Below are 21,129 nucleotides of genomic sequence, written 5' to 3' on the forward strand. Positions count from 1 at the left end.
AGCCGCGCTTTAGTGGCGAATCGCGCAGCCACATTGCGACATTTCGCCCGGGATATATTTTCCCTGATGGGAATGCCGCACTTCCAGTGCACCCTGCTGCCAGACGCTGCTGTCAGCACGCTGCTCCAGTAACCGGTTCAGCGTTTCTGCGATCTGTAACTCGCTGCGCGGTGCCCAGCGGGTAAGATGCCAGGTGGATGTTGCCGCTTCGGGCACGCTGCCATAGCCCGTTACCGCCACGTGCGCACCCTGACCAAAATCACGCACGGCCTGTAGCGCGCCAAACGCCAGCTCATCGCTGCTGCACACCAGCGCGTTAATACGTTCAGCGGCACGGGTTTTCTTCAGGTAGGTCATCATACTTTGATACGCCGCTTCGCGCTGCTCACTGCCGGCCGTCAGTAAAAGCTGTATCTCTTTCTCCTGCGTCTGCAAAGCGGCATTCACGCCTGCCAGCTGCTGGCTTATAGCCGGCGTGTCACCGGCGTGCATAAAGCCTGTCCGCTGATGCCCCTGCGAAAGCAGCAGCAGGGCGAGCGCTTCGCCGGCGCTGTAGCGATCGCTGGCCAGTGCATCAGCATGAAGCTGCGCGACCGCAGGCAGGATCTCTGCGGCCAGAGTCTGCTCATCGTCGCAGACAGATGAGAGATACAGCAGATGCGTAACCGGCAGCGCGGCGGCATTATGCAGCGCCTGCTGCAGCTCCTCGCGTGACTGCGCATGAATCAATAGGCTGACCATGCCGCGTTTGTTGAGCTGAGCGCTGAATGCGCTGAGCTGACGCGCGGTTGCCGCATTTTCAGGCGCGCGACAGATCAGCGCGACAAGTGAAGAGGAAGCTGACATCAAAGAGGCTCCTGCCAGTCCAGGCTGGCCTGATGAATAAAACGGTGAGTATTCCACGTTACCCGAATAATGCGCTATCGCCAACAACCGGCGGTACGCTCTGATTAAGACCGGTGCACCGGACGGCTTTCAGCCGCGCCTTAACGATCACTTCGAGCCGGCAACTGTTACACTGTTGCCACTTATCTTCTGTTTGCGGAACCCTTATGCACATGATTATCGATCCGGCCGATCGGCCTTTTATCCACCGACTGCTGGGCAGTGAACCTGACACCATCGACGCCAGCTCTGCTGAAGCGCAGCGCCTGCAGCAGGCTCTGGTTATCGCTCGTCAGCAGAAAAACCACGAAGCCGATCTCGACTGGAAACGTAACGCGCTCTATCTGGTGCTGTTTCTGTTTTTATATGGCGTACTCGGCGCGTCGTTAACCCTGGATCTCACCGGTCTGGCACAGGATTCGCTGCATAAAAGTATCGCTTATGCTCTGGCGGCAGTACCGGTGCTGATCGCTTTCTCAGGCCTGTTTATCTCACTGCTGTTTCTGTTTGTGACACGCGGCAGCGCGCGTCGTCTGCGCAGCTGGGACCAGGGCATCTGGGTACTTGAGAAATACACAGGGTGCAACCTCAGTATGCAGATCAACGAAATGGGCGCGCGCACGACCAATTATTCACAGTCCGCTATCAGCGTAGCGCTGGCGCTGTTTATCTGTGTCACCTGGGTAGTGATGTATAACTTCTTTACCTTTACCACCAGCGGCGTTATTGGCAGCGTTATCTCTCTGTTTATCACCACCATGACTTACGTCATGCTCGATATTCAGCTGCTGAAGTCCGGTAAGTCGATTGCCATTGATGAACCTCAGTTCCCGGCGGACGACGAGAAAACGCCATAGTCCTTGCAGGCAAAGGCGCGAGCGGAACGCATCTGCCCGCGCCCGCCACGCCTCGTCAATCCTTAACTATACTCAGCATGGGATTTTTACGATGTTGTGTAAGGAGAGACAATGAAGATTTGGCCTCTGGTTGCTGTCACCGCGCTTTCACTGACGCTGGTGGCCTGCAAATCGCCTACCCCGCCCAAAGGTGTTAAGCCGGTTACCGGTTTTGATGCACAGCGCTATCTGGGCAAGTGGTATGAAATTGCGCGTCTCGATCATCGCTTTGAGCGTGGTAAAGATCACGTGACCGCCACGTATAAAAAGCGCAGCGATGGCGGACTGGTTGTTATCAATCGCGGTTACGATCCGGAGAAGAAATCCTGGAGTGAAAGCGAGGGTAAAGCCTATTTCACCGGACGCTCTGACGTTGCGGCGCTAAAGGTTTCGTTCTTCGGGCCTTTTTACGGCGGCTACAACGTTATCGCGCTGGATGAAGATTATCAGTATGCGCTGGTCAGCGGCCCGAATCGCAGCTACTTGTGGATACTGTCGCGCCAGCCGCAGATCCCGGAGCAGGTTAAACGTGACTACGTTAATCTTGCCAGGGAGCTGGGCTTTGCCACCGATAAACTCATCTGGGTCGATCAATCCTGACAAACACGTTTCACCGCGGGGTGGTTTGCGGTTACCGTATGTTTACGGTAACCTTGGCGCCCCTTTTTGCCCTGTGAGACGCAACCTGATATGCATTCAAATGACCCTCTGCACGGCGTAACGCTGGAAATGATAGTGACTGCGCTGGCAGAACATTACGGCTGGGCAGAACTGGCAAAAAAGATCAATATCAACTGCTTTAAAAGCGATCCCAGTATAAAGTCGAGCCTTAAATTTTTGCGACGTACACCCTGGGCGCGTACAGAAGTTGAAGCGCTCTATCGGGAGATGTTAACTGAACAGCCTGAGAAAGATCTTGCTGACGCCAGATTTAATCCGTGGACGCAGGGAAATAAAGAGAAGCACTGAGCGCGCTCAGGCAGGGCTAAATAGCGCCCTGCCCAATAAGTATTACTGCGTATTTTTATTCGCTTCTTTCTCTTTTTTATTCGCCATGTGATGACCTACTGCACATCCTGCTGCCGCACCGGCTACACCGTGATGCTTAAGATGCCCTGCCACACCGCCTACCGCAGCCCCTTTCAGACAGCCTTTAGCCTGAACCTGAGCAGTCGCTGATAACAGCACGCCGGCAGTTAATAAAGCAAACGCTATTTTACGCATATTCTTATCCCCGAAAATAAATGCAGATTGCATTCATGCTGAATATAGTAATGAAATTCCGGAATATCGAATGAATTACCTGAGTTGCGCCGCAATAATGTGTAACCAGAAATAAGTTACTAAAGGTTAAATTTCACGTTGAAGCGTGTCATTGCTATGCGTTCTGCAGTCAGGGAATAAAATAGAATAAAAATGAGGCGAATAGATAGATCGGCCTGGCACAGTTAAACGTGCGTCTTACCTGACAAAGAGAGTGGATTATGCTTGCGGGTTTATCCACATTCCGCGTGAAAAGAGCAGGCGCAAACCTGTGGATAACCTTCTGCAGGCCGCATGGCAGATACGCCGCCATTGATTGGTTATTTTTTAACCACAAGAACAGCAAAGCCGCCCGAAGGCGGCCTTAACGCTTATTCACGCCAGATTATTTATAGAGCTCAGCGGTCATATGCACACGGTTGTTTGTATTGGCTTCAGTAATTTTGTACTGCGCGCCCTGCTCCTGCGCCTGAGCGGCAATTTTCGCTTCTGCACCATCCAGCGTACCGGAGGTCACAGAGATGCTCTGTGCAAAGCTTGCGCCGGATACCAGGGTCAGAGCGGTTACAGCAGCAATTGAGAGAGCTTTCATGGTTTTCATAATCTTTTCCTTAATATCTGTTTTAAAGGCCGCACGCCTTTGATGAGAAATATAGTAACACTGTAAACTATATACATTTTGATAATTAATGCTGTTACTGTGATCTTGCTAACTAAATTCACAAGCAAGTCAAGCAGTTTATTTCACTTAAAAAAGCAGGTGGAGAATCACTCCGGAAACGTTATCAGCGCTGCCTCTGTTGCGATGAAGAGAGAATAAAGGTGTTGAGGAGAGTTTAAAAGCTAAGCATTTTGCCGTTTATGTTCATATTTTTTGAATAAAAACAGGCGTAAAAAAACCGCCATCAGGCGGTTTTTCTCAGCAGGCGGAGAGGGGGGCGGCTGTTATTCCTGGATCAGAGAAGCAGGTAGCGCTCAGACTTTGTTTTTATAGTTGAAGCTGATTTGCGAACCCTGTTCGCGGGGCAGTCGCCGCGCCTGGAGATAGACAGACTTCCAGTAAGGATTGTTGAGGGATGAACGCATCACACCCTGACTCACCGACGCATGCAGGAACTGGCGGTCAGTATCATAGAAGCCCACATGCAGCTCATGCCTGATGCGGAAAAAGACCAGATCGCCCGGCTGCAGATGGGCCTGATCGACCGGCTTGCCCATGGCGATGAGTTCACGTGTCGTCACGCGCTCCATCGGAATATTAAAGCGATCTTTCAGCGTGCGCCAGACAAAGCCTGAACAGTCCACGCCGGAGAGCTGCGTGCCGCCCCACTGATATTTTGTGCCCTGCCAGGAGTGCATCTGATCGTGCAGTGCAGCAATAACCGGGATTAAATCGGGCTGTTTATCACCAGAGAGATTCATTTCAGCGCTGTCAGGCGGAGGCGCTTCATGATGCTTTTTCGCGCATCCAGCCAGCGTAAAGAGCAGCAGACTGGTAAAAAGAGTACGGCTTGCGGTGATAGTCATGGGTTGTCGTTTCGCCCGGCTTATTGGTGAAAGATTTATACCGTAAAAAAGCAGCACAGTTAAACCCGCAGCGGGAAAATCCTCACTCTCTCCCTGTTATTTACCTTAATTTACATAAAGGTAACATCATGTTTATACGTATAAAAACAGGATAAACAGTAATTTTGACAGGAGCCGTGGGTCGCGCGTGCTGAACGAGCTAATTTTAGCGGGTGTTTGAGAAAAGAGGAGGAGGGAAAAGAAAAATTTCAGCCGTCTTGTGAAGTGATAAAGAGGATGTCCCGGTTAACTCTGACAGCCAGCCGGGACTCAATCGCTACTCTTCTGCAGCGGCGACGGCCAGCGACTCAATTTGCTGCCAGAAATTCTCAGGCAGAGACTGAACCAGCGGAACCGGATCGCTGACAGCATGTTCGATGACGGCCAAAAGTTGCTGTGTGTCACTGTTGTTGTTTTTCAGAAGTGTTGTCATAACGCAATAACCTGGTGAAATGTATCAGCGGGTTATTGTAAGGATCTGGTACTAAAAATAAATAAACGAACCGCACTAATCTGCCGCTGGCTTAAGGCATTTGTGCGTTTTGCACGTAACTTCACAGGCTGAAAACAGACCAGGCACGTCAGTTTTACAAAATAAAAACAGTGCGGTAAAAAATAGCGTTTATGCGCAACGTCTGCCGCTCGCCAGAGGCGGCGGCAGAACCTGAGTGCATCAGCGCGGGATGATATTTTCCGCTTTGAGGCGATCGAACAGCTGGATAAAAGAGTCAACGGACGAACGATAGCCGGTAAAACCTGCTTTGCGGCTTTTGCTCATATCTGTAAACACTTCCATCGGGCGACCGAGATCGGCATCGGTATGCCACCATGACGCCAGCTTACTGATATCCGCCTCACGTAACTGATAGCGTGCAGCGATCTCCTGCCAGATTTCAGCCGCCTCCTGCATTCTCTCTTCCAGCGGCAGCGTCTGAGCCGGCAAGTCTGCAGCTTCGATACCAAAATAGGCTGCCAGCTGCGGCCACATCCAGTTCCAGCGGAAAACGTCGCCGTTTACTGCGTTAAAGTCCTGATTCGCTGCGCCTTCTGCTGTAGCCGCCCAGACCAGCTGCTCAGCCAGCAAACCAGCATCCGTCACATCGACCAAACCATTCCACTGCTCAGGCGAGCCGGGGAAGATAAACGGCCAGCCTTTCTCACGGCACAGGGTGGCATAGACGGCCAGCGTCTGGCCCATATTCATCGCATTACCCAGCGCAAAGCCGACGATGGTGTGCGGACGGTGCACGCTCCAGCGATAATCATATTTTTCGGCCCCGGCAAACAGCTCATCCTCCTGAGCATAATAGAAGTTATCTACCGGCTGGCGGCCCTGCTCTTCGCGGAACGGCGTAACCGGTACGGCTCCTTTACCATAGGCTTCAAAAGGCCCCAGATAGTGCTTAAGGCCGGTTACCAGCGCCACGTGAGCACCCTGCAGCCGTTCGCCCAGCGCCTCAATGACGTTACGCACCATGCCGCCATTAACGCGAATGTTCTCTTTCTCATTTTCCTGACGTGCCCAGACGCTGAAAAACAGCGCATCGGGTTTTTCCTGCGCCAGCGCATCGCGTACCGCGTCGCTGTCGGTAAGGTCAGCAGTCAGGCTACGGCAGCCATCCGGTACTGCACCACGTCCGCGCGATAAGCCGGTAACGTCCCAGCCCTCTTTCTGCAGCTGTTCTGCCAGCGCACGTCCGATAACGCCACTGATCCCTACAATGAGTGCCTGTTTTTTCATCATTATCCTCCCGTCGGTTTATTAATATTTAGCCTAATAGAGAAATGAGTTCTTATCTCTGGTAAAAATTCACTTCATTTCTGAATTGAGTTCATGAATAGATGCACGATCATCGCCTGAAAGATATTGTTCCTTTTGTTGCCAGCGTGGAATGCGGCAGCTTTGCTGCGGCGGCGCAGCGGCTGCATCTGACCGGTTCAGCGATCAGTAAAAGCGTTACCCGGCTGGAAACGCGTCTCGGCTCACGCCTGCTGGAGCGCACCACGCGCAGTCTGAAGCTGACCGATGCCGGCAGCGCCTACTATCAGACCTGCCTGCGCGTCATGGAGGAGCTGGCCGAAGCGGAATCGGTACTGGCCGCGCAGCGAACGATCCCGTCAGGGCGCCTGCGACTGGCCCTGCCCAGCACCTACGGCCGGCTGGCGGTGATGCCGCTGCTGATCGCTTTTTGCCAGCAGCACGCGGAAGTGGAGCTAAGCCTGACGTTTTCCGATCGCTTTATCGATCTGTTTGAGGAGGGAATCGATCTGGCCGTGCGCATCGGCGGCTCGCCGGATCTGCCCGCGTCACTGGGCTGCCGTCATCTCGGGCGTGAACGTATGGTATTTTGCGCAGCGCCGGACTATCTGGCACATCACGGCTATCCCGCAACGGAAAATGAGCTGCTGCTGCATCCGGCGGTAATGTATGAACGGGTTGATGGCACCACCAAGCCCTGGCTGCTGACTACCGCAGAGGGGCACGCTTACTGGCGTAATGTCCCGCATCGTATGGCGCTGGGCGATGTGGATGCACAGGTGCAGGCAGTCTGTGCCGGATTAGGCGTGGCGCAGATGCCCTCCTGGCTCATCGCCGGGCCGCTGCAGCGTGGCGAGCTCGAAATTATTCTCCCACAGCAGCAGCCAGACGGCTTTGCGCTGTCGCTGATCTGGCCGCGCCGCAAGCAGCTGTTACCGAAAGTTGATGCGCTGCTGACGGCGCTTGAACAATTGCCTATCCGTTAGCCGCTCAGGGACGTTCTGTGGTCACAAATTTGATATCAGTTGGCGTGGCAATTTCTGCCGCCTTCCCTTTCGCCTCCAGCTCGCCGCTCTCTTCGTCGAAAGAAAACAGCGAAATGGCGTTAGTGAAGACATTGGTCACGTACAGATAGCGGCCGGTGGCGTCAAAAGATAACGCCCGCGGCTCAATGCCGCCTGCCGGGTAGCGTACGGGCGCCTCCGGTTTGCCGTCACGCCCAATCCGGAATACCAGCAGATGGTTATGCGAACCGCGGTTGGACACAATCAGAAATTTGCCCTGCGGGCTGAGCATGATTGCGCCGCCGCTTCTCTGATCCGCCGTAGCGTTATCGGGCGCTATGTCCGTACTCGCAATGCGTTCCGGTTTTTCTCCCGTAAACCGCCAGGTTTCGACCACCGCCGCCATTTCTGCAATGACCCAGGCGTAGTGACCATCGGCTGAAAATACCATATGACGCGGCCCGGCACCGGGTGAAAAGGTCATGTCGCGTGCCGGATCCGGCTGCAGCGGCGTGGCTGAATGCGCGTCGTAGCGATAAGCATAAAGCTTGTCACCCCCCAGGTCAGCGGCATAAAGCGTCTTTCCATCCGGCGTAAACGTGACTGAATGAGCATGTCCGCTCTCCTGACGCTCGTCCACGACGCCGCTGCCTTCAGCAAACGGAAAGTGCTGCACCGGCGCACCCAGCGATCCATCCTGGTTCACCGGCAGTACGGCAATGCCTGCACCGCCTTTATTACCGGAATAGTTGGCGACCAGCAGATAGCGGCCATCGGGGCTGAGCGTGGCGTGTGTTGGCTCATCGCCGTGGCTGGTTATCGTGTTGATCACTTTTACGGTGCCATCAGCCGCAACCGACAGTGCGGTTACGCTGCCTGCCTTCTCTTCGTTGGTGGTATAGAGAAAACGCCCGTCGGCAGATTTCACCAGCCATGACGGACTCTTCATCTTCACCACATCCAGCGGAGTAAGCGTGCCGTCACGGTTCAGCTTCAGCCGGTAGAGCCCCTCGCTTGGCTGCGCCGGTTTTTCAGCCGCCGGAGCATCAGGCACGCTGGTCCAGGTGCCCACCAGGGCGATTTGATCTTCGCTATTTTGTGCCATTACATTTCCCCCAAAAGTAAAAAGAGCCAGTGACAGTGCTACGGAAAGCGGCGTCAATGCGCCAGACGCAGCGGGTTTGAAAGGTATAGACATCGTTATGTTTATCCTGCAGACCAGAGGTGTGATACAGCGTAGTCAGGAAACGGACAATCTGGCAACGATTCTGCAAGCCGTCTATAGGAGTTAGTCAACAATCTGATTCTGCGATTAACACTGCCTGCCAGAGATGATTTAATAGCTTTTTTACTGCCCGGGACGGATCTATGTTGCCGTTTTCAAATGGATTTTTGCTTAGCCTCTCCTTATGTCTCGATATTGGTCTTGCCAATATCGCCATGCTGACCCTGGCGATGCAGCGTGGTTTTCTGCAGGGTTTCTGGCTGGGTGTCGGCACCTGCATTGGCGATTTGATCTATGCCCTGCTGGCGCTGGCGGGTATGGCTATGGTGCTGCAATTTGCGCCTGTGCGCTGGGCATTATGGATTGGCGGTGGCCTGCTACTGATCGGGTTTGCCGGGCGTATGCTTTACGCCGCGCTGATAAAGTCTGTTGCCATGCCGGCAGCTGAAACCGCGCCCCGACAGCCGCTGTCACGGGAATTCCGGCGCGGAGTGGTGCTGGCAATGTCATCGCCTACCGCCATTCTCTGGTTTGCCAGCGTGGGCGGCGCGCTGATTGCGCGTATGGGTAACCAGGGAGCAGGCGCCACGGCAGAATTCCTGAGCGGCTTCTTTATTGCAGGTTTGCTCTGGAGCGGCGTGATTTGCCTGACCGGCGCGCTGGGCGGCAAAATGCTGGGTGGGAAGCTGCTGAGGCTCTCTTATCTCGCCTCAGCGCTGATTTTCAGCTATTTCGCGGTGTATGTGATCTACTCCGGGTATCAGGAGTTTGTCATATCCTGAAGCGTGCTCTGCCGCTATCTGTGCGGCAGAGCAGCGCCTGTTAGCCAGCAAAATATTTATCTACCAGCGCATAGAGGATTGCGGCCGTTTCTGCATCCATTACGCCCGCATAATCCTGCTGACGAAAATGCAGCTGAAACGCCCTGACCAGCACACGATAGCCGTGAGCGGATGCAGCCTCCTGCGTGTTATAGCCATATGTTTTAAATTTGCTGATAATTTCATTTTTATCCGGCAATCCGGCAGCAAAACGCTCCCTATACATCTGTTTCGTACTTTCATCATACCAGGCACCCACGCCCGCTTCATATAATCGCTGCCACGGAAAGCTTGCGCCCGGATCGCTTTTGCGACCCGGAGCAATATCGCTGTGCCCTACTACCTGCGTAGGTGTAATATCGGGATAACGCTGCAGAATATTATATGCCAGAGAAATTATCGCCTCGATTTGACTGTCGGGATAAGGAGGAAAAATAAATCCTTCACTGCTACTTTTAGCCTCATTAACAATTTCTATGCCGATGGATGAGTCATTAATATTTGTTCGTCCGGCCCATGTGCTGACGCCGGCATGCCATGCGCGCTCGTGCTCATCCACCAGGTTAAATATACGTTCATCGGTAAATCCGGCGTCGATATACGTTTTGTCTGTAAAATCCGGGACCAGATAGTGGGCGCTGACGGAAGCGCCCGTTAGCGCATTCACTGAACCGTTAAAATTTAATGCAGTGTAATGCATAATAAGAAAGCGTACGCGGCGGTTAAAGCCTTTTACAGAACGATAGCTGTTATAATCAATTTTAATCATGATATTCTCCTTTTCGTGTAAGAGAAATCATTTTTATAGCATCTATATTAAACAAAAATAAAACGAAGGTTTGCGATGACAAATTTATACAATATTAATTACGGAGTTTTTTAAGCGCTATTTCACGCCTTTACGCTATATTTTCTTGTTGTATTTTTATTAATAAAAAATAGCCTGATGAATCGGATATTTACTGATGCAGTATGCTGGCATACCAGCGTTCCGGTTACGTTAAAAAACGGATGCAATAATTTGCATCCGCTAACGGTAGTTACACGCCGGCAATCTGCCTGAGCTCGGTTTCAGCGCCTGGCGCCACTGCCAGCACCTGAGCGCCTTTCAGCAGGCGATCGCCTTCGGTATTAAACGGGTGATACCAGCCTCCCGCCTCTTTCACCAGACAATATCCCGCCAGACAATCCCAGGCGTGCATATAGGGTTCAAAATAGCCTACCACCCGTCCTGCAGCGACCCAGGCCAGCATCAGAGCGCCTGAGCCAATACGGATAAAGTTGCCGCCCGCCGCCAGCAGCGACGCGAGCAGCCTGCCCACCTCTTCCGGGCTGACGTGGCTGTTTGCACCAAAACCTGTCACGTGATTCTGCAAAGTGCGTGCGGGATCAACCTGCAGTGTTGTGCCATTCAGCGTGGCGCCAGCGCCGAGGGAGGCGGCATAACACTCTTCATAAACCGGCGCATAAATAATGCCAACCACCGGTATTCCCTCGTGCAGTACGGCCACCGACACGCACCAGTTAGGCATACCGTTCAGAAACGGGCTGGTGCCATCGATAGGGTCAACCACCCAGGTATAACCTGACGAACCAGGCTGCAGGCCATACTCCTCTCCCAGAAAACCATCCTGCGGAAACCGGAGGCGGATCTGCTCTGCTATCAGCTGCTCAACTTCACGATCGGCGCGTGAGACCACATCCTGCAGATCGTATTTCGTTTCCACCACCAGCGAATCGCGCTGCCGGAACCAGGCCAGAGCCTTTTCACCCCCCGCCCGCGCAACCTGCTCAGCCAGCTCCCGTCGCGCTTGTAGCGCACTGCTTACTGTCTCACTCATGACGCTTCCTCTTGTCAGCCGGCAATCAGAGCCAGCCCCTGTGGTTTGAAATCGACGCCGACCCGTGCCGCCAGCGGCAGCTGCTGCTCCATCTGTGCATCGACGATAAACAAGGCGCCCAGCTCAGTGGTCACTTCATATTCGATATGGTCGCCCAACCAGGTGCAGTGCGTGATCTCCCCCGTCAGCGCCCCGGCGCGGTGAGTGCTGAGCGTAATAAACTGCGGGCGCACGGAGAGACGGGCGGTGCCGGCGAGGACGCCGTTGTCCGGCACGCGATAGCGCTGATTTCCCAGCCGAATCAGCGCCTCACTCTCTGCGACCTCTTCAACTTCACACGGCAGGATATTCGCCTCTCCCATAAAATCGGCAATAAACTCGGAGGCCGGACTGCGATAGAGCGTTTCCGGCGTGCCCTGCTGAGCGATATCTCCCTCTTTCATGACAATAATTTTGTCGGATACCGCCAGCGCCTCCTCCTGATCGTGCGTGACATACACTGCCGTAAAGCCAAGCCGCTGCTGCAAATCACGGATATCGGTCCGCACCCGGCGACGCAGCCGTTCATCCAGGTTAGAAAGCGGCTCATCCAGCAACAGCACCTGCGGCTCCAGCACCAGCGCGCGCGCCACCGCAATGCGCTGCTGCTGGCCACCTGACAATTCTGAAGGCAGACGCTGTCCCTGACTCTCCAGTCCTACCAGTTTCAGGCCTTCACGCGCGCGATCCTGCGCCTCACGCTTCGTCATCCCGGACGACTGCAGCCCGTACATGATATTTTCCAGCGCGCTCATATGGGGGAACAGCGCGTAGCTTTGAAAAACCATCGCCACATCGCGTTCGTTAGCGGGCAGATGGGTGACGTCTTTCCCGCCAATCAGTATCCGTCCGGAGGTAGGATGTTCCAGCCCGGCGAGCAGGCGCAGCGTCGTGGTTTTACCGCAGCCGGAAGGACCCAGCAGCGTTACCAGCGTACCCGGCTCCACGGTGAGCGAGAGATCCGGCAGCGCGTTAAACCCGGCAAAACGCTTAGTGACGTGTTCAAATACAACGGAACCTGCTTTGATGGCACTCATACAGCACTCTCCTGGGTTAAGGATGGAGCAACGGGCGGAGCGGCGACATCTACCGGGCGCGCCACGCGGCGCAGCCGGCGCTCACCCACCAGCCACTGGAACAGGCCAATAATCAGCAGCATGACAAAGATCAGTACGGTGGAGTACGCGATAGCCACACCATATTCTCCGTTCTCCACCAGGCCAACGATGTAGGACGTCGCCATGTTGTACTGCGCGCTGACAAGGAAAATCACGGCGCTGATAGAGGTAATCGCGCGCACAAAGGCGTAGACCAGCGCGGCGCTGATGGCCGGTTTCAGCAGGGGCAGTACCACTTTGCGCAGCGTGCGGAAACTGCTGGCACCCAGCGTCAGCGACGCTTCATCCAGACTTTTATCGAGCTGGCTCATGGCGGCAATGCCGCCGCGCACGCCCACCGGCATATTACGGAAGACAAAACAGGCGATCAGGATCATCGCCGTCCCGGTGATCTCCAGCGGCGGCAGGTTATAAGCCATAACATAGCTTACGCCGATAACCGTACCGGGAATGGCAAAGCTCAGCATCAGCAGAAACTCAAACGTCTGCCGCCCGGCAAACTTCTGGCGCACAATCAGCCAGGCGGTCAGCAGCCCGACAATTGCGGTGAGCGGCGCGGCGATCAGCGCTATCTCCAGCGTGGTCCAGAAGGAGTTCCATGCCACCCCGCTCCACAGCAGGTGTCCGTCGCTGATGCTCACGCGGAAAGCGCGCACGTAGTGCTCAATCGTCAGCGCACTGTTCAGGCCCCACGACTGCACAAAACCTCCGACCAGAATCATGCCGTAGACCACCAGGGTAAAGAGGCCCCACGGGATCACCAGCCCATAGACGCCGCCGCGCAGCAGCCGCGGCAGCTGGCTGTGCTGGCCACCATCCCCTTTGCCGGTTACGGTGGCAAAGTTTTTGCCCCCCAGCCACAGGCGCTGCAGCACAAAGGCCGCCAGCGTGAAGCAGAGCAGGATCATCGCCAGCACCGCCGCGCGGCTCGGATCGTTCTGGGCGCCTACCACCGAGAAGAAAATTTCTGTCGAGAGCACGCCGTGGCTGCCACCCAGCACCATCGGGTTGCCGAAATCGGCCATGCTTTCGATGAAGCTGATCAGAAAGGCGTTTGCCAGGCCCGGCGCCATCAGCGGCAGCGAAACGCGGCTGAAGGTGCGCCAGCGATCGGCACGCAGCGTCTGCGACGCCTCTTCCAGCGAGGGGCTGACGCCCTCGGCTACGCCAATCAGCACCAGAAAAGCGATGGGTGTAAAAGAGAGCACCTGCGCGATCCAGATCCCGGTCAGGCCATAGAGCCAGCGACCGGGCTCTATGCCAAACAGCGCGGCCAGATGTTCTGTCACCACTCCCGAACGGCCAAACAGCAGGATCAGCGCCAGTCCGATAACAAACGGTGGCGTGATAATGGGCAGAATGGTCAGCATGCGCAGCGCTTTTTTACAGGGCAGCGGCGTGCGCGTGGCGGCGAGCGCGAAAGCGAGCCCCAGCAGCGTGGAGCCGGTCGCCGTCATCAGCGCCAGCCAGAGCGTGCGCCAGGCTGTCCCGCAGCTGCCGCCCGCCAGACAGGAGAGGCTCCAGATTGAGGGATCATGCAGGTTAGCTAACAGGCCATCGGGTTGAAAGCTGCCGTCAACGTCCTGTACGGAGACCACAAACATACTCAGCACCGGGTAGAGCACAAATACGCTGACCAGCGCGGTGATCAGCACCAGCGCTGCCACCACAAAGGCATCTCCTCTCAGCACGCCGCGCTCGGCCAGCGCAAAGGCAAAAAGCAGCAGAAAGGTGGTCAGCAGTAAAATTGCGCCAGCTCCCATTGCAGGCTGCCCCTGTTCCAGCGTGCCAAACTGATTCTCCAGCCACAGCCAGTTCCAGCCGCTGTAGCCAATGGCATGGCCCTCAATCACCAGAAACAGAATCCCCAGCGCGCTGAATAACAGCAGCAGCGCGCTGCGCTGTCTGCCCGGCAGCAGGCCACTGACACCGCATAACAGCCAGAGCGTCAGCGCGCCCCACAGCCACGGATGTGCCGCGAGCTGCCACAGCGCCGGCGCGCTGGCCTCATCACGCCAGAGCGACAGGATCCAGCCGGTATCAAAAAAACCCGCTTCCAGGCTGTACCAGGGCAGCAGCGCCAGCGCTACGGCCCCCGATAGCAGAGCGCCTGTCAGACGGCGATTATGTGCATTCATATAACACCTCGAACGGGAGGGAGCGGGCTGGCGCGATCTGCACCAGCCCGGAATATCTGTCTGCATAGATGGGCTTACTGCGCGCCAGAGCCGATCTCTTTATCCCAGCGGCCGAGCAGCGCTTTACGTTTGGCCGTATCGCCATAGGTTTTAAAGTCGTAATCGATCAGTTTGATGTTCTCAAAACGCGGCGCATATTCTGAGATTTCCGCAGTGCGGTTAGAGGGCAGCTGGAATGACTTCGCCTCTTTCATATGCGACTGCGCTTCTGCGCTGAGCGCCCAGTCATACCAGACTTTGGCATTGGCCAGATTGCGTGCGCCTTTCACAATTGACATCGAGCCGATTTCGTAGCCGGTGCCTTCACACGGCGCAACGGTTTTTATCGGGAATCCATCAACCTGCATGGCGACGGCATCGTGCATAAACACAATACCGACCGTCGCTTCACCGCGCGCTGCGGCTTTCACCGGTGCCGAACCCGATTTGGTATATTGTGAGATATTGGCATTGAGTTTTTTCAGATAATCAAAAGCCTTGTCCTCACCCATAATCTGCACCAGCGTGGCCAGCGTGTTGTATGCCGTGCCGGATGAATTCGGATTAGCGATCTGAATTTCGCCTTTAAAGGCCGGGTCAAGCAGGTCCGCCCAGCAGGTGGGTTCTTTCAGTTTTTTCTCTGCCAGCAGTTTCGTGTTGTATCCCCAGCCCAGCGCCCCCGCATAGATCCCCACGGTGCGATAACCGGCATTTTCCGCCTGTTTCTGTGCCCACGGCTGCTGCTGATCGAGCAGCGGTGATTTGTAGACCTGCGTCAGTCCTTCCGCCGCCGCCTGCATATGCGGATCGCCGGTGCCGGCCCACCAGATATCGGTACGCGGATTACGCGCTTCACTGCGCAGACGAGCGTAGGCTTCACCGGCTGACAGCCGCACCATGCTCACTTTGATGTCAGGATGGCTCTGGCTGAAAATACGCGTCATCTGTTCGCACACCACGACATCCGCTGAACAGATCATATTAAGATTGCCTGCAGCTGAGGCGGTTATCGGCAGGCCAGCCGCTGAGAGGGTGAGAGCAACGGCAAGGGATAGGGTTCGCATAGTAGTCTCCTGTCGGGCAGAGGGTGCGCATTAATTGTTATTTGCACGTGTGTGCAAATTAGTAACGGACAGAAAATAGGCTGTCAAACGCTGTACTCTGCAATTGACTGCCTGCGTCACAAAAATGCAACATTTAAGCCGAAGGATAATTTGCACAGCTTTGCAATTTGCGGCAGACTCAGTTAAGCGACGGGAGTTGAGGATGTAACCATGCATAACGATAAAGCGGGCGTCAGCGCGCAGGATGTGGCAGCGCGAGCCGGAGTCTCCCGGTCAGCCGTTTCACGTGCTTTTACGCCGGGTGCCAGCGTCTCTGCCGCTACGCGGGCCAGAGTAATGAAAGCCGCAGAAGAGCTGGGGTATCACGTAAATCATCTGGCACGCGGCCTGGTGCGTAACCGCAGCGGCATTGTCTGTCTGATTGTCTCAGAGATCGCCACGCCCTACCGCGCGACGCTGGTGCGCTGGCTGACACAATTTTTGCAGGAGGCGGGCAAAGTGGCGATGGTGATCAATACCGATCGCTCTGACAGCAGCGTGTCGGCCGCGCTGCTGCAGGCGATCAATTTCCGCGCCGACGCCTCGATTATCCTGTCAGGCATGCCGGACCGTGCCATCACCGCCCAGTGCTACCGGCACGGACAGCGCATCATTCTGATTAACCGCGATGAAACGCTGCCAGGCTCGCTCAGCATTCATCTGGACGCGCAAAGCGCTGCTGAAACCGCCGTTATGGCCTTTCAGCGCGCAGGCTGCCGCCATCTTGCCTTTGCTAACTCGCTGGCCGGCACGCCCAGCCTGCAGAAGCGTGAAGCGGCGTTTCTGGCCGTTGCGCAAGACGCTGGCCTGCACGTTACCGTTGAGAGATTTGGTACAACCTCATATGAAAGCGGACAGATTCTGGCACACCGTCTGCTGACGCGCGCGCAGCGGCCTGATGCGATATTTTGCGTGACAGACCTTATCGCCTGCGGCGTGATGGATGAAGCGCGTCACCGCTTCCGGCTACGGGTGCCAGACGATCTCTGCCTGTTCGGCTATGACAACATTGCGCAGGCGGGCTGGGCGTCCTATAACCTGACAACCTTTGCACAGCCAGTAGAGCAGTTTGCACGTGACGCCGTGGCCTGGCTTAGCGCCACGGAATCGGGCGAGCATGACGCCTCCGGTACGGATGGAGAGCCGCACGCGTCGCGTCTTTATCAGGCAGAGGTGATCTGGCGCGGCTCGGTTCGCGGCGGATGACGCCGCGTCAGCCGGGCTGACTACTCATGCAGCGCCAGCCCTTTGATCGCTTTGTCGACCGCTTTTTTCGGACCAAAAAGCGCCAGGCCAACCAGATTCATCTCCTGCGCGTTTTCTGCCAGAAACACCTCGCGGTTAGCCGCGTCGTTGCCGGTAGAAAACATCGCTTCTACATAGGGTATCAGCGTCAGTTCACGCTCCAGCCCCTGGCGATGCGCGCGCTGCAGGCCAGCGAGATTGCCGGAAAACACCCGCATCGGCTGTCCGGCGATCCGGCCATAGTGACGTCCCTGCGCATCGATGTAGGGTTCCCCCAGCATCTCCGGTGACCCGGCGGCAAGGCCGGTAGCGATAAACGCCACCACGTTCAGACGCTGCCAGGTGGCTAAATCATCGCGTACGATCAGGGCAATTTTGGTGTCAGACATGGCATAACGCTCTCTTCAGAAAGGAAAACGCTATCATTCCTGATGCGGCGGTGCGCCGTATAGAACGTTTGTGCACGCCCGCTGATAGGCCGCCGGCGTCATATGCCAGGCGCGCCGGAACCAGCGGCCGAGATGACTCTGATCGGCAAACCCGGTGCGGGCAGCGACTTCAACCGGTGCCACGCCCTGCGCCAGCAGCGCGCGCGCCGCGCGCAGCCGCAGGCGTACCAGATAAGCGTGCGGCGTCTGACCAAACGCCTGCCGGAACTGGCGCGTCAGGCGAAAGCGATCCAGCCCGGCCAGGCGTGAAAGCTCGTCGAGTCCGACATCCTGCGCCATAAAATCATGCAAATAGTCGCGCAGCAGCAGCATCTGACGCTGTGCCACCGTATCAGGTCGCTCCGGACGCCGCTCAAGATGCCGCGACAGAAGCGTTATCAACTGCTCCAGCGTCTGATCGCGCGCCAGACGCCCTTCGCGCTGGTGAATGGCATACCACGCCTCTTCCGTGGCGCGGGCAAGCTGCACGTCATCCGTCAGCGTATGCCGGAACGCGCCGCCGATCCGGGCGATATCTCCCTGTCCGCGCTGCTGCATCATGTCAGCCACCCACGGCTGCGGCAGGTAAAGCATGACATAGGTAAAACCCGCAGCCTCCGGCGCGTGGCCATCATGCACCGCGCCCGGTTCAATAAGAATGACGCGGCCGGGGGTGCTGGTATGCAGTGCGCGACGGCAGTTAAAGCGCTGCAGTCCCTGCCGGGTCACCCCGACCAGCAGCTCATCGTGATCGTGTGCGTCGTAAGCGTGACCGCTGAAGTGGGCGTTGATACTCTCAATGCCGGTCTCCTGGTCGCGTCGCAGCTCAACCCAATCTTTATTTTCTGACATAGTCTCGTCCCTTCCGGCAGCGGTGCAGATTATCTGGCTACAGCGTGCGGGTAAAATCAGGCGGCCGCAAGCGCAGTGAGCCACTCTATCAGCGCCCGGGCGTCGGGCTGCTGCAGCGTGCGCTGCGGCCAGGCGAGATAGTAGGGCTTACTGAGCGGCAGGCTGAAGCTATCTGCGATCGCCAGATCGCCCCGCGCCAGCTCAGCGGCAATAAGACGCCGCTGGCCCAGCAGCAGCCCGGCCCCCGCAACCGCAGCATCTATCGCCAGCGACGTGAGGTTAAAGGTGAAAGCGGGCTGCTGCGCGGGTTCGCCGTGGCCGCGCGCCTGCAGCCAGCTTTGCCAGTCCGGCAGAAAACGCCCCTCATTGCCCCAGTCGAGATGGATCAGCGGCGCCTGGTTAAATAGCCGATCGCGCGGGAAGCGCTGCAGCAGCGCCGGGCTGGCTACCGGCAGCACCTCGTCATGAAACAGCCGCTGTTTCTCCAGCTGCGGATAGCGATCGTCACCGAATACGATAGCGAAATCAGCCGGCGTGGCGCTGAAATCGACCTGTGCATGGGTGCCATGCAGGCAGAGGTCGCTCGCGGGACAGCACGCGCGCCAGTGGTTCAGCTGCGGCATCAGCCACTTTGACGCCAGCGCCGGCAGTGCGTACAGAGTCAGCGCAGGCCGGCTGGCCGCCTGGCGCAGACTGAGCTGTCCCATCCGCAGGATATCAAACGCTTCTGAAACATAGCGCAGATAGGCCCGGCCGCTCTCTGTCAGCATGACCCCGTTTTGCGTGCGCACAAACAGAGCGTGACCCAGCAGCGTCTCCAGCTGGCGGATCTGCTGGCTGATCGCCGCCGGCGTCAGCGCCAGGTGCGCGGCTGCTTTTGCAAGACTGCCCAGCTCTGCAGCAGCTTTGAACGCGAGAATAAGGCTGATTTTTGGCAGACGCGAAGCACTGACGGACATTAACGTTTCCTTAGCAGGGCAGTAATGATTTATCGCTACGCATTCCCGCCGCAGCATCGTAGAGTTTTATGACACTGTTGCTACCGGGAAACGCACTATGTCTGGATTAATACGTTTTGACCTGCATCCTCTGGCGGACGCTGACTGGCGCGCGCAGTGTCGCGCGCAGCTGGAACAACACGGCGCCCTGGTGCTGCGGCAATTTCTGCAGCCGGCAGCGCTGCAGGCTATCATTACAGAAGGGAACGCGCAGCGCCATCTTGCCTGGCATACGCGCAGCAACCATAACGTCTATCTGCTGAAAACAGACGAGACATTGAGCGCAGATCATCCCCGTAACCGCGATGTCATCAGCACCAAAGGCTGTATTACCGATGAGGCGATTGCTCACGACTCACCGCTGCGTCAGCTGTACAACGATACGCTGTTTAAACAGTTTCTCTGCGAGGTGCTGAACGAGAGCGCCCTCTATCCTTATGCCGATCCGCTCTCGTCAATCAACCTGCACTATGCCGCACAGGGGCAGGAGCTGGGCTGGCATTTCGACAACTCCTCCTTTGCCATTACTCTGCTGCTGCAGAAGCCGCAGGCGGGCGGCATATTTCAGTACGTACGCGATCTGCGCGATGCTGACGCGGGCGAGATGAACTACGACGGCGTCGCCGCTGTGCTCAATGAAGCCTGCACGCCGGATGCGCTGGCGATTGAGGCGGGCGATCTGGTGCTGTTTCGCGGACGCAATTCGCTTCATCGCGTGACGCCGACCGAAGGTGATATCACCCGCATGCTGGCGGTGCTCGCTTACAATACGCAGCCGGGAATTGCGCTGTCAGAGACCGCCCGCATGACGTTTTACGGCCGGCTGTGACAGCAGCGCCTGCCAGCCGCGCCGGAAAATTTGCTGCGTGCGGAATGCCGTCAGCTCACGCCAGTCGCGGTCCTGTGGCCAGAATCCCTCAACCAGCTGCTGTTTGAGGGCCTGCCCGGCCGCACTCTGCACATCGCCCTCTAAGTGCAGCCAGTGATCGTCCCGCACCCGCCGGTGCATCTCTTCACCTGCGTAGGTGCCACACTCCACCACCAGCGGCAGGATGGCACCGTGCGGCAGCTGCTCCAGCAGAAACTGCGAGACGTAACCGGTGGCCGTTGCCGTGACGCCGGTGGCGCTCTCCTGCCCGCTTCCGGTATCGATCAGCGTCAGCCATTCACCATACAGCTCGCGTCCCCAGGCGTGCGCGGGAGCCCGCTTCTGCGCAATGCCCAGCAGCATCGGGTGTCCCCATGCGCCTGCGCCGGTATGCAGATCGAAACTCAGGATCTGTTCTGCCCGCAGCAGATGGCCGGTTACGATCTTATGCAGCGTCTGCTGCGACCAGGTGGCGTGCTCTCCGCCATAAAACAGACCATCAGCGTGCTGATACTGTCCGGCCTCCACCACCCGCTTGATCGCCGGCCAGCCGTCGCGCTGCAGCGCGGCAGCCAGCAGCCGATCCGCCTCTGCCCGCTCGCCGTGATAAAACGCGTGATAGCGTGCATAGTCAGCGTTATCCGGCAGCGGCGCGCTGAACGGAATAAAATTGCGGTTCAGATCGATATTCTCTTCATTGACGCGCCGCAGATGCGCCGCTCCCCACGGGTTCAGCAAATGAATCAGCATCACAGCACACTCTGCCGGTAAGCGGGCCGCATCCAGATCTTTCAGCCACTCTATCTGATTATCCGACCCGTAATATCCCTCCACGCCGTGCGTGCCGGAGATAATCAGCATGACGCGCGAGGCGTGCGGGTTGCCAATCACGGCAAGATCGGTAAACAGCGCTTCACCGGCCGGACCGCATAACGGATGCTGCCAGGTGTGCAGCGCCCCTTTTTTATGCTCAACGGCAGCCAGGAAGCGGGTCCGTTGCGTGCGGTAATCGGTCAGGTTACGCATAATTCTCCTGCTGGC

23 protein-coding genes are annotated in these 21,129 nt (G+C 56.8%); 7 read left to right on the forward strand and 16 right to left on the reverse strand.

The annotated features are described in order from the left end of the window. Positions 1-9: 9 nt before the first annotated feature. Positions 10-846 (reverse strand): substrate-binding domain-containing protein, encoded by an 837-nt coding sequence (locus tag F3J39_RS11460; protein WP_104085808.1) that lies wholly within the window; start codon positions 844-846, stop codon positions 10-12. 212 nt (positions 847-1,058) lie between these two features. On the opposite strand from F3J39_RS11460, the gene F3J39_RS11465 reads away from it, so the two are divergent. The 3 genes from F3J39_RS11465 to F3J39_RS11475 all read left to right on the forward strand — a co-directional run bounded on the left by F3J39_RS11465 (position 1,059) and on the right by F3J39_RS11475 (position 2,750). Next, positions 1,059-1,742, forward strand: coding sequence for a hypothetical protein (locus F3J39_RS11465; RefSeq protein ID WP_247648260.1), 684 nt, complete (start codon positions 1,059-1,061; stop codon positions 1,740-1,742). A gap of 111 nt (positions 1,743-1,853) precedes the next feature. Continuing rightward, positions 1,854-2,381, forward strand: coding sequence for an outer membrane lipoprotein Blc (gene blc / locus F3J39_RS11470; RefSeq protein ID WP_040113572.1), 528 nt, complete (start codon positions 1,854-1,856; stop codon positions 2,379-2,381). A 90-nt stretch (positions 2,382-2,471) separates the two neighbouring features. After that, a complete protein-coding gene (locus tag F3J39_RS11475; protein ID WP_166714207.1) occupies positions 2,472-2,750 on the forward strand; it encodes a VF530 family protein in 279 nt (92 codons plus the stop codon). Between the two features lie 42 nt (positions 2,751-2,792). Here F3J39_RS11475 and F3J39_RS11480 read toward each other — a convergent pair whose 3' ends face one another. The 5 genes from F3J39_RS11480 to F3J39_RS11500 form a co-directional block, all read right to left on the reverse strand. Beyond that, on the reverse strand, positions 2,793-3,005 hold the full coding sequence (locus F3J39_RS11480; protein ID WP_040113892.1) for a hypothetical protein: 213 nt from the start codon (positions 3,003-3,005) through the stop codon (positions 2,793-2,795). 424 nt (positions 3,006-3,429) lie between these two features. Next, positions 3,430-3,645, reverse strand: a complete 216-nt coding sequence (locus F3J39_RS11485) for a YdgH/BhsA/McbA-like domain containing protein (protein ID WP_040113576.1) — start codon at positions 3,643-3,645, stop codon at positions 3,430-3,432. Between the two features lie 374 nt (positions 3,646-4,019). Then, complete coding sequence (locus tag F3J39_RS11490; protein WP_040113578.1) at positions 4,020-4,571, reverse strand: NlpC/P60 family protein; 552 nt, start codon at positions 4,569-4,571, stop codon at positions 4,020-4,022. 316 nt (positions 4,572-4,887) lie between these two features. After that, positions 4,888-5,043: a hypothetical protein gene (locus tag F3J39_RS11495; protein ID WP_158249873.1), complete on the reverse strand. Its 156-nt coding sequence runs from the start codon at positions 5,041-5,043 to the stop codon at positions 4,888-4,890. Positions 5,044-5,283: 240 nt separating this feature from the next. Then, the gene (locus tag F3J39_RS11500) at positions 5,284-6,351 is read right to left on the reverse strand and encodes an SDR family oxidoreductase (protein WP_071668378.1); all 1,068 of its coding nucleotides are present in this window, start codon (positions 6,349-6,351) and stop codon (positions 5,284-5,286) included. Positions 6,352-6,452: 101 nt separating this feature from the next. Between F3J39_RS11500 and F3J39_RS11505 the strand changes: the two genes are divergently transcribed. Continuing rightward, positions 6,453-7,355 (forward strand): LysR family transcriptional regulator, encoded by a 903-nt coding sequence (locus F3J39_RS11505; protein ID WP_040113582.1) that lies wholly within the window; start codon positions 6,453-6,455, stop codon positions 7,353-7,355. 4 nt (positions 7,356-7,359) lie between these two features. On the opposite strand, the gene F3J39_RS11510 is transcribed toward F3J39_RS11505, so the two are convergent. After that, positions 7,360-8,478: a lactonase family protein gene (locus F3J39_RS11510; protein WP_071668379.1), complete on the reverse strand. Its 1,119-nt coding sequence runs from the start codon at positions 8,476-8,478 to the stop codon at positions 7,360-7,362. Between the two features lie 263 nt (positions 8,479-8,741). Between F3J39_RS11510 and F3J39_RS11515 the strand changes: the two genes are divergently transcribed. Continuing rightward, the gene (locus F3J39_RS11515; protein ID WP_040113586.1) at positions 8,742-9,380 is read left to right on the forward strand and encodes a LysE family transporter; all 639 of its coding nucleotides are present in this window, start codon (positions 8,742-8,744) and stop codon (positions 9,378-9,380) included. Between the two features lie 40 nt (positions 9,381-9,420). Here F3J39_RS11515 and F3J39_RS11520 read toward each other — a convergent pair whose 3' ends face one another. The 5 genes from F3J39_RS11520 to F3J39_RS11540 form a co-directional block, all read right to left on the reverse strand. Next, entirely contained in the window at positions 9,421-10,188 is a 768-nt protein-coding gene (locus F3J39_RS11520; RefSeq protein WP_040113588.1) for an N-acetylmuramoyl-L-alanine amidase, read from the reverse strand. A 271-nt stretch (positions 10,189-10,459) separates the two neighbouring features. Further along, a complete protein-coding gene (locus F3J39_RS11525; RefSeq protein WP_040113590.1) occupies positions 10,460-11,260 on the reverse strand; it encodes an inositol monophosphatase family protein in 801 nt (266 codons plus the stop codon). 14 nt (positions 11,261-11,274) lie between these two features. Next, complete coding sequence (locus F3J39_RS11530) at positions 11,275-12,336, reverse strand: ABC transporter ATP-binding protein (protein ID WP_166714208.1); 1,062 nt, start codon at positions 12,334-12,336, stop codon at positions 11,275-11,277. Continuing rightward, a complete protein-coding gene (locus F3J39_RS11535; protein WP_166714209.1) occupies positions 12,333-14,555 on the reverse strand; it encodes an iron ABC transporter permease in 2,223 nt (740 codons plus the stop codon). The genes F3J39_RS11530 and F3J39_RS11535 overlap by 4 nt, the downstream gene beginning before the upstream one ends. Before the next feature lie 74 nt (positions 14,556-14,629). Then, positions 14,630-15,658, reverse strand: a complete 1,029-nt coding sequence (locus F3J39_RS11540; protein ID WP_040113596.1) for an ABC transporter substrate-binding protein — start codon at positions 15,656-15,658, stop codon at positions 14,630-14,632. A 210-nt stretch (positions 15,659-15,868) separates the two neighbouring features. Between F3J39_RS11540 and F3J39_RS11545 the strand changes: the two genes are divergently transcribed. Then, positions 15,869-16,903 carry a LacI family DNA-binding transcriptional regulator gene (locus tag F3J39_RS11545; RefSeq protein WP_166714210.1) on the forward strand — a complete coding sequence of 345 codons (1,035 nt, stop codon included), beginning with the start codon at positions 15,869-15,871 and terminating at the stop codon, positions 16,901-16,903. Positions 16,904-16,923: 20 nt separating this feature from the next. Here the strand turns inward: F3J39_RS11545 and F3J39_RS11550 are convergent, their stop codons facing one another. The 3 genes from F3J39_RS11550 to F3J39_RS11560 are packed head-to-tail and all read right to left on the reverse strand — an operon-like array spanning position 16,924 to position 19,181. After that, positions 16,924-17,331, reverse strand: a complete 408-nt coding sequence (locus F3J39_RS11550) for a DUF2000 domain-containing protein (RefSeq protein ID WP_166714211.1) — start codon at positions 17,329-17,331, stop codon at positions 16,924-16,926. A 33-nt stretch (positions 17,332-17,364) separates the two neighbouring features. Beyond that, on the reverse strand, positions 17,365-18,222 hold the full coding sequence (locus tag F3J39_RS11555) for an AraC family transcriptional regulator (protein ID WP_166714212.1): 858 nt from the start codon (positions 18,220-18,222) through the stop codon (positions 17,365-17,367). 56 nt (positions 18,223-18,278) lie between these two features. Then, on the reverse strand, positions 18,279-19,181 hold the full coding sequence (locus F3J39_RS11560) for a LysR substrate-binding domain-containing protein (RefSeq protein WP_040113604.1): 903 nt from the start codon (positions 19,179-19,181) through the stop codon (positions 18,279-18,281). Positions 19,182-19,278: 97 nt separating this feature from the next. Between F3J39_RS11560 and F3J39_RS11565 the strand changes: the two genes are divergently transcribed. After that, positions 19,279-20,049 (forward strand): 2OG-Fe(II) oxygenase family protein, encoded by a 771-nt coding sequence (locus tag F3J39_RS11565; protein WP_104085800.1) that lies wholly within the window; start codon positions 19,279-19,281, stop codon positions 20,047-20,049. On the opposite strand, the gene F3J39_RS11570 is transcribed toward F3J39_RS11565, so the two are convergent. Continuing rightward, positions 20,011-21,114: a DUF2817 domain-containing protein gene (locus tag F3J39_RS11570; protein WP_166714213.1), complete on the reverse strand. Its 1,104-nt coding sequence runs from the start codon at positions 21,112-21,114 to the stop codon at positions 20,011-20,013. The genes F3J39_RS11565 and F3J39_RS11570 overlap by 39 nt on opposite strands. Positions 21,115-21,129 lie beyond the last annotated feature (15 nt).

This window comes from Pantoea sp. Acro-807, from assembly GCF_011752675.1.
Taxonomy (GTDB): domain Bacteria; phylum Pseudomonadota; class Gammaproteobacteria; order Enterobacterales; family Enterobacteriaceae; genus Pantoea; species Pantoea eucrina.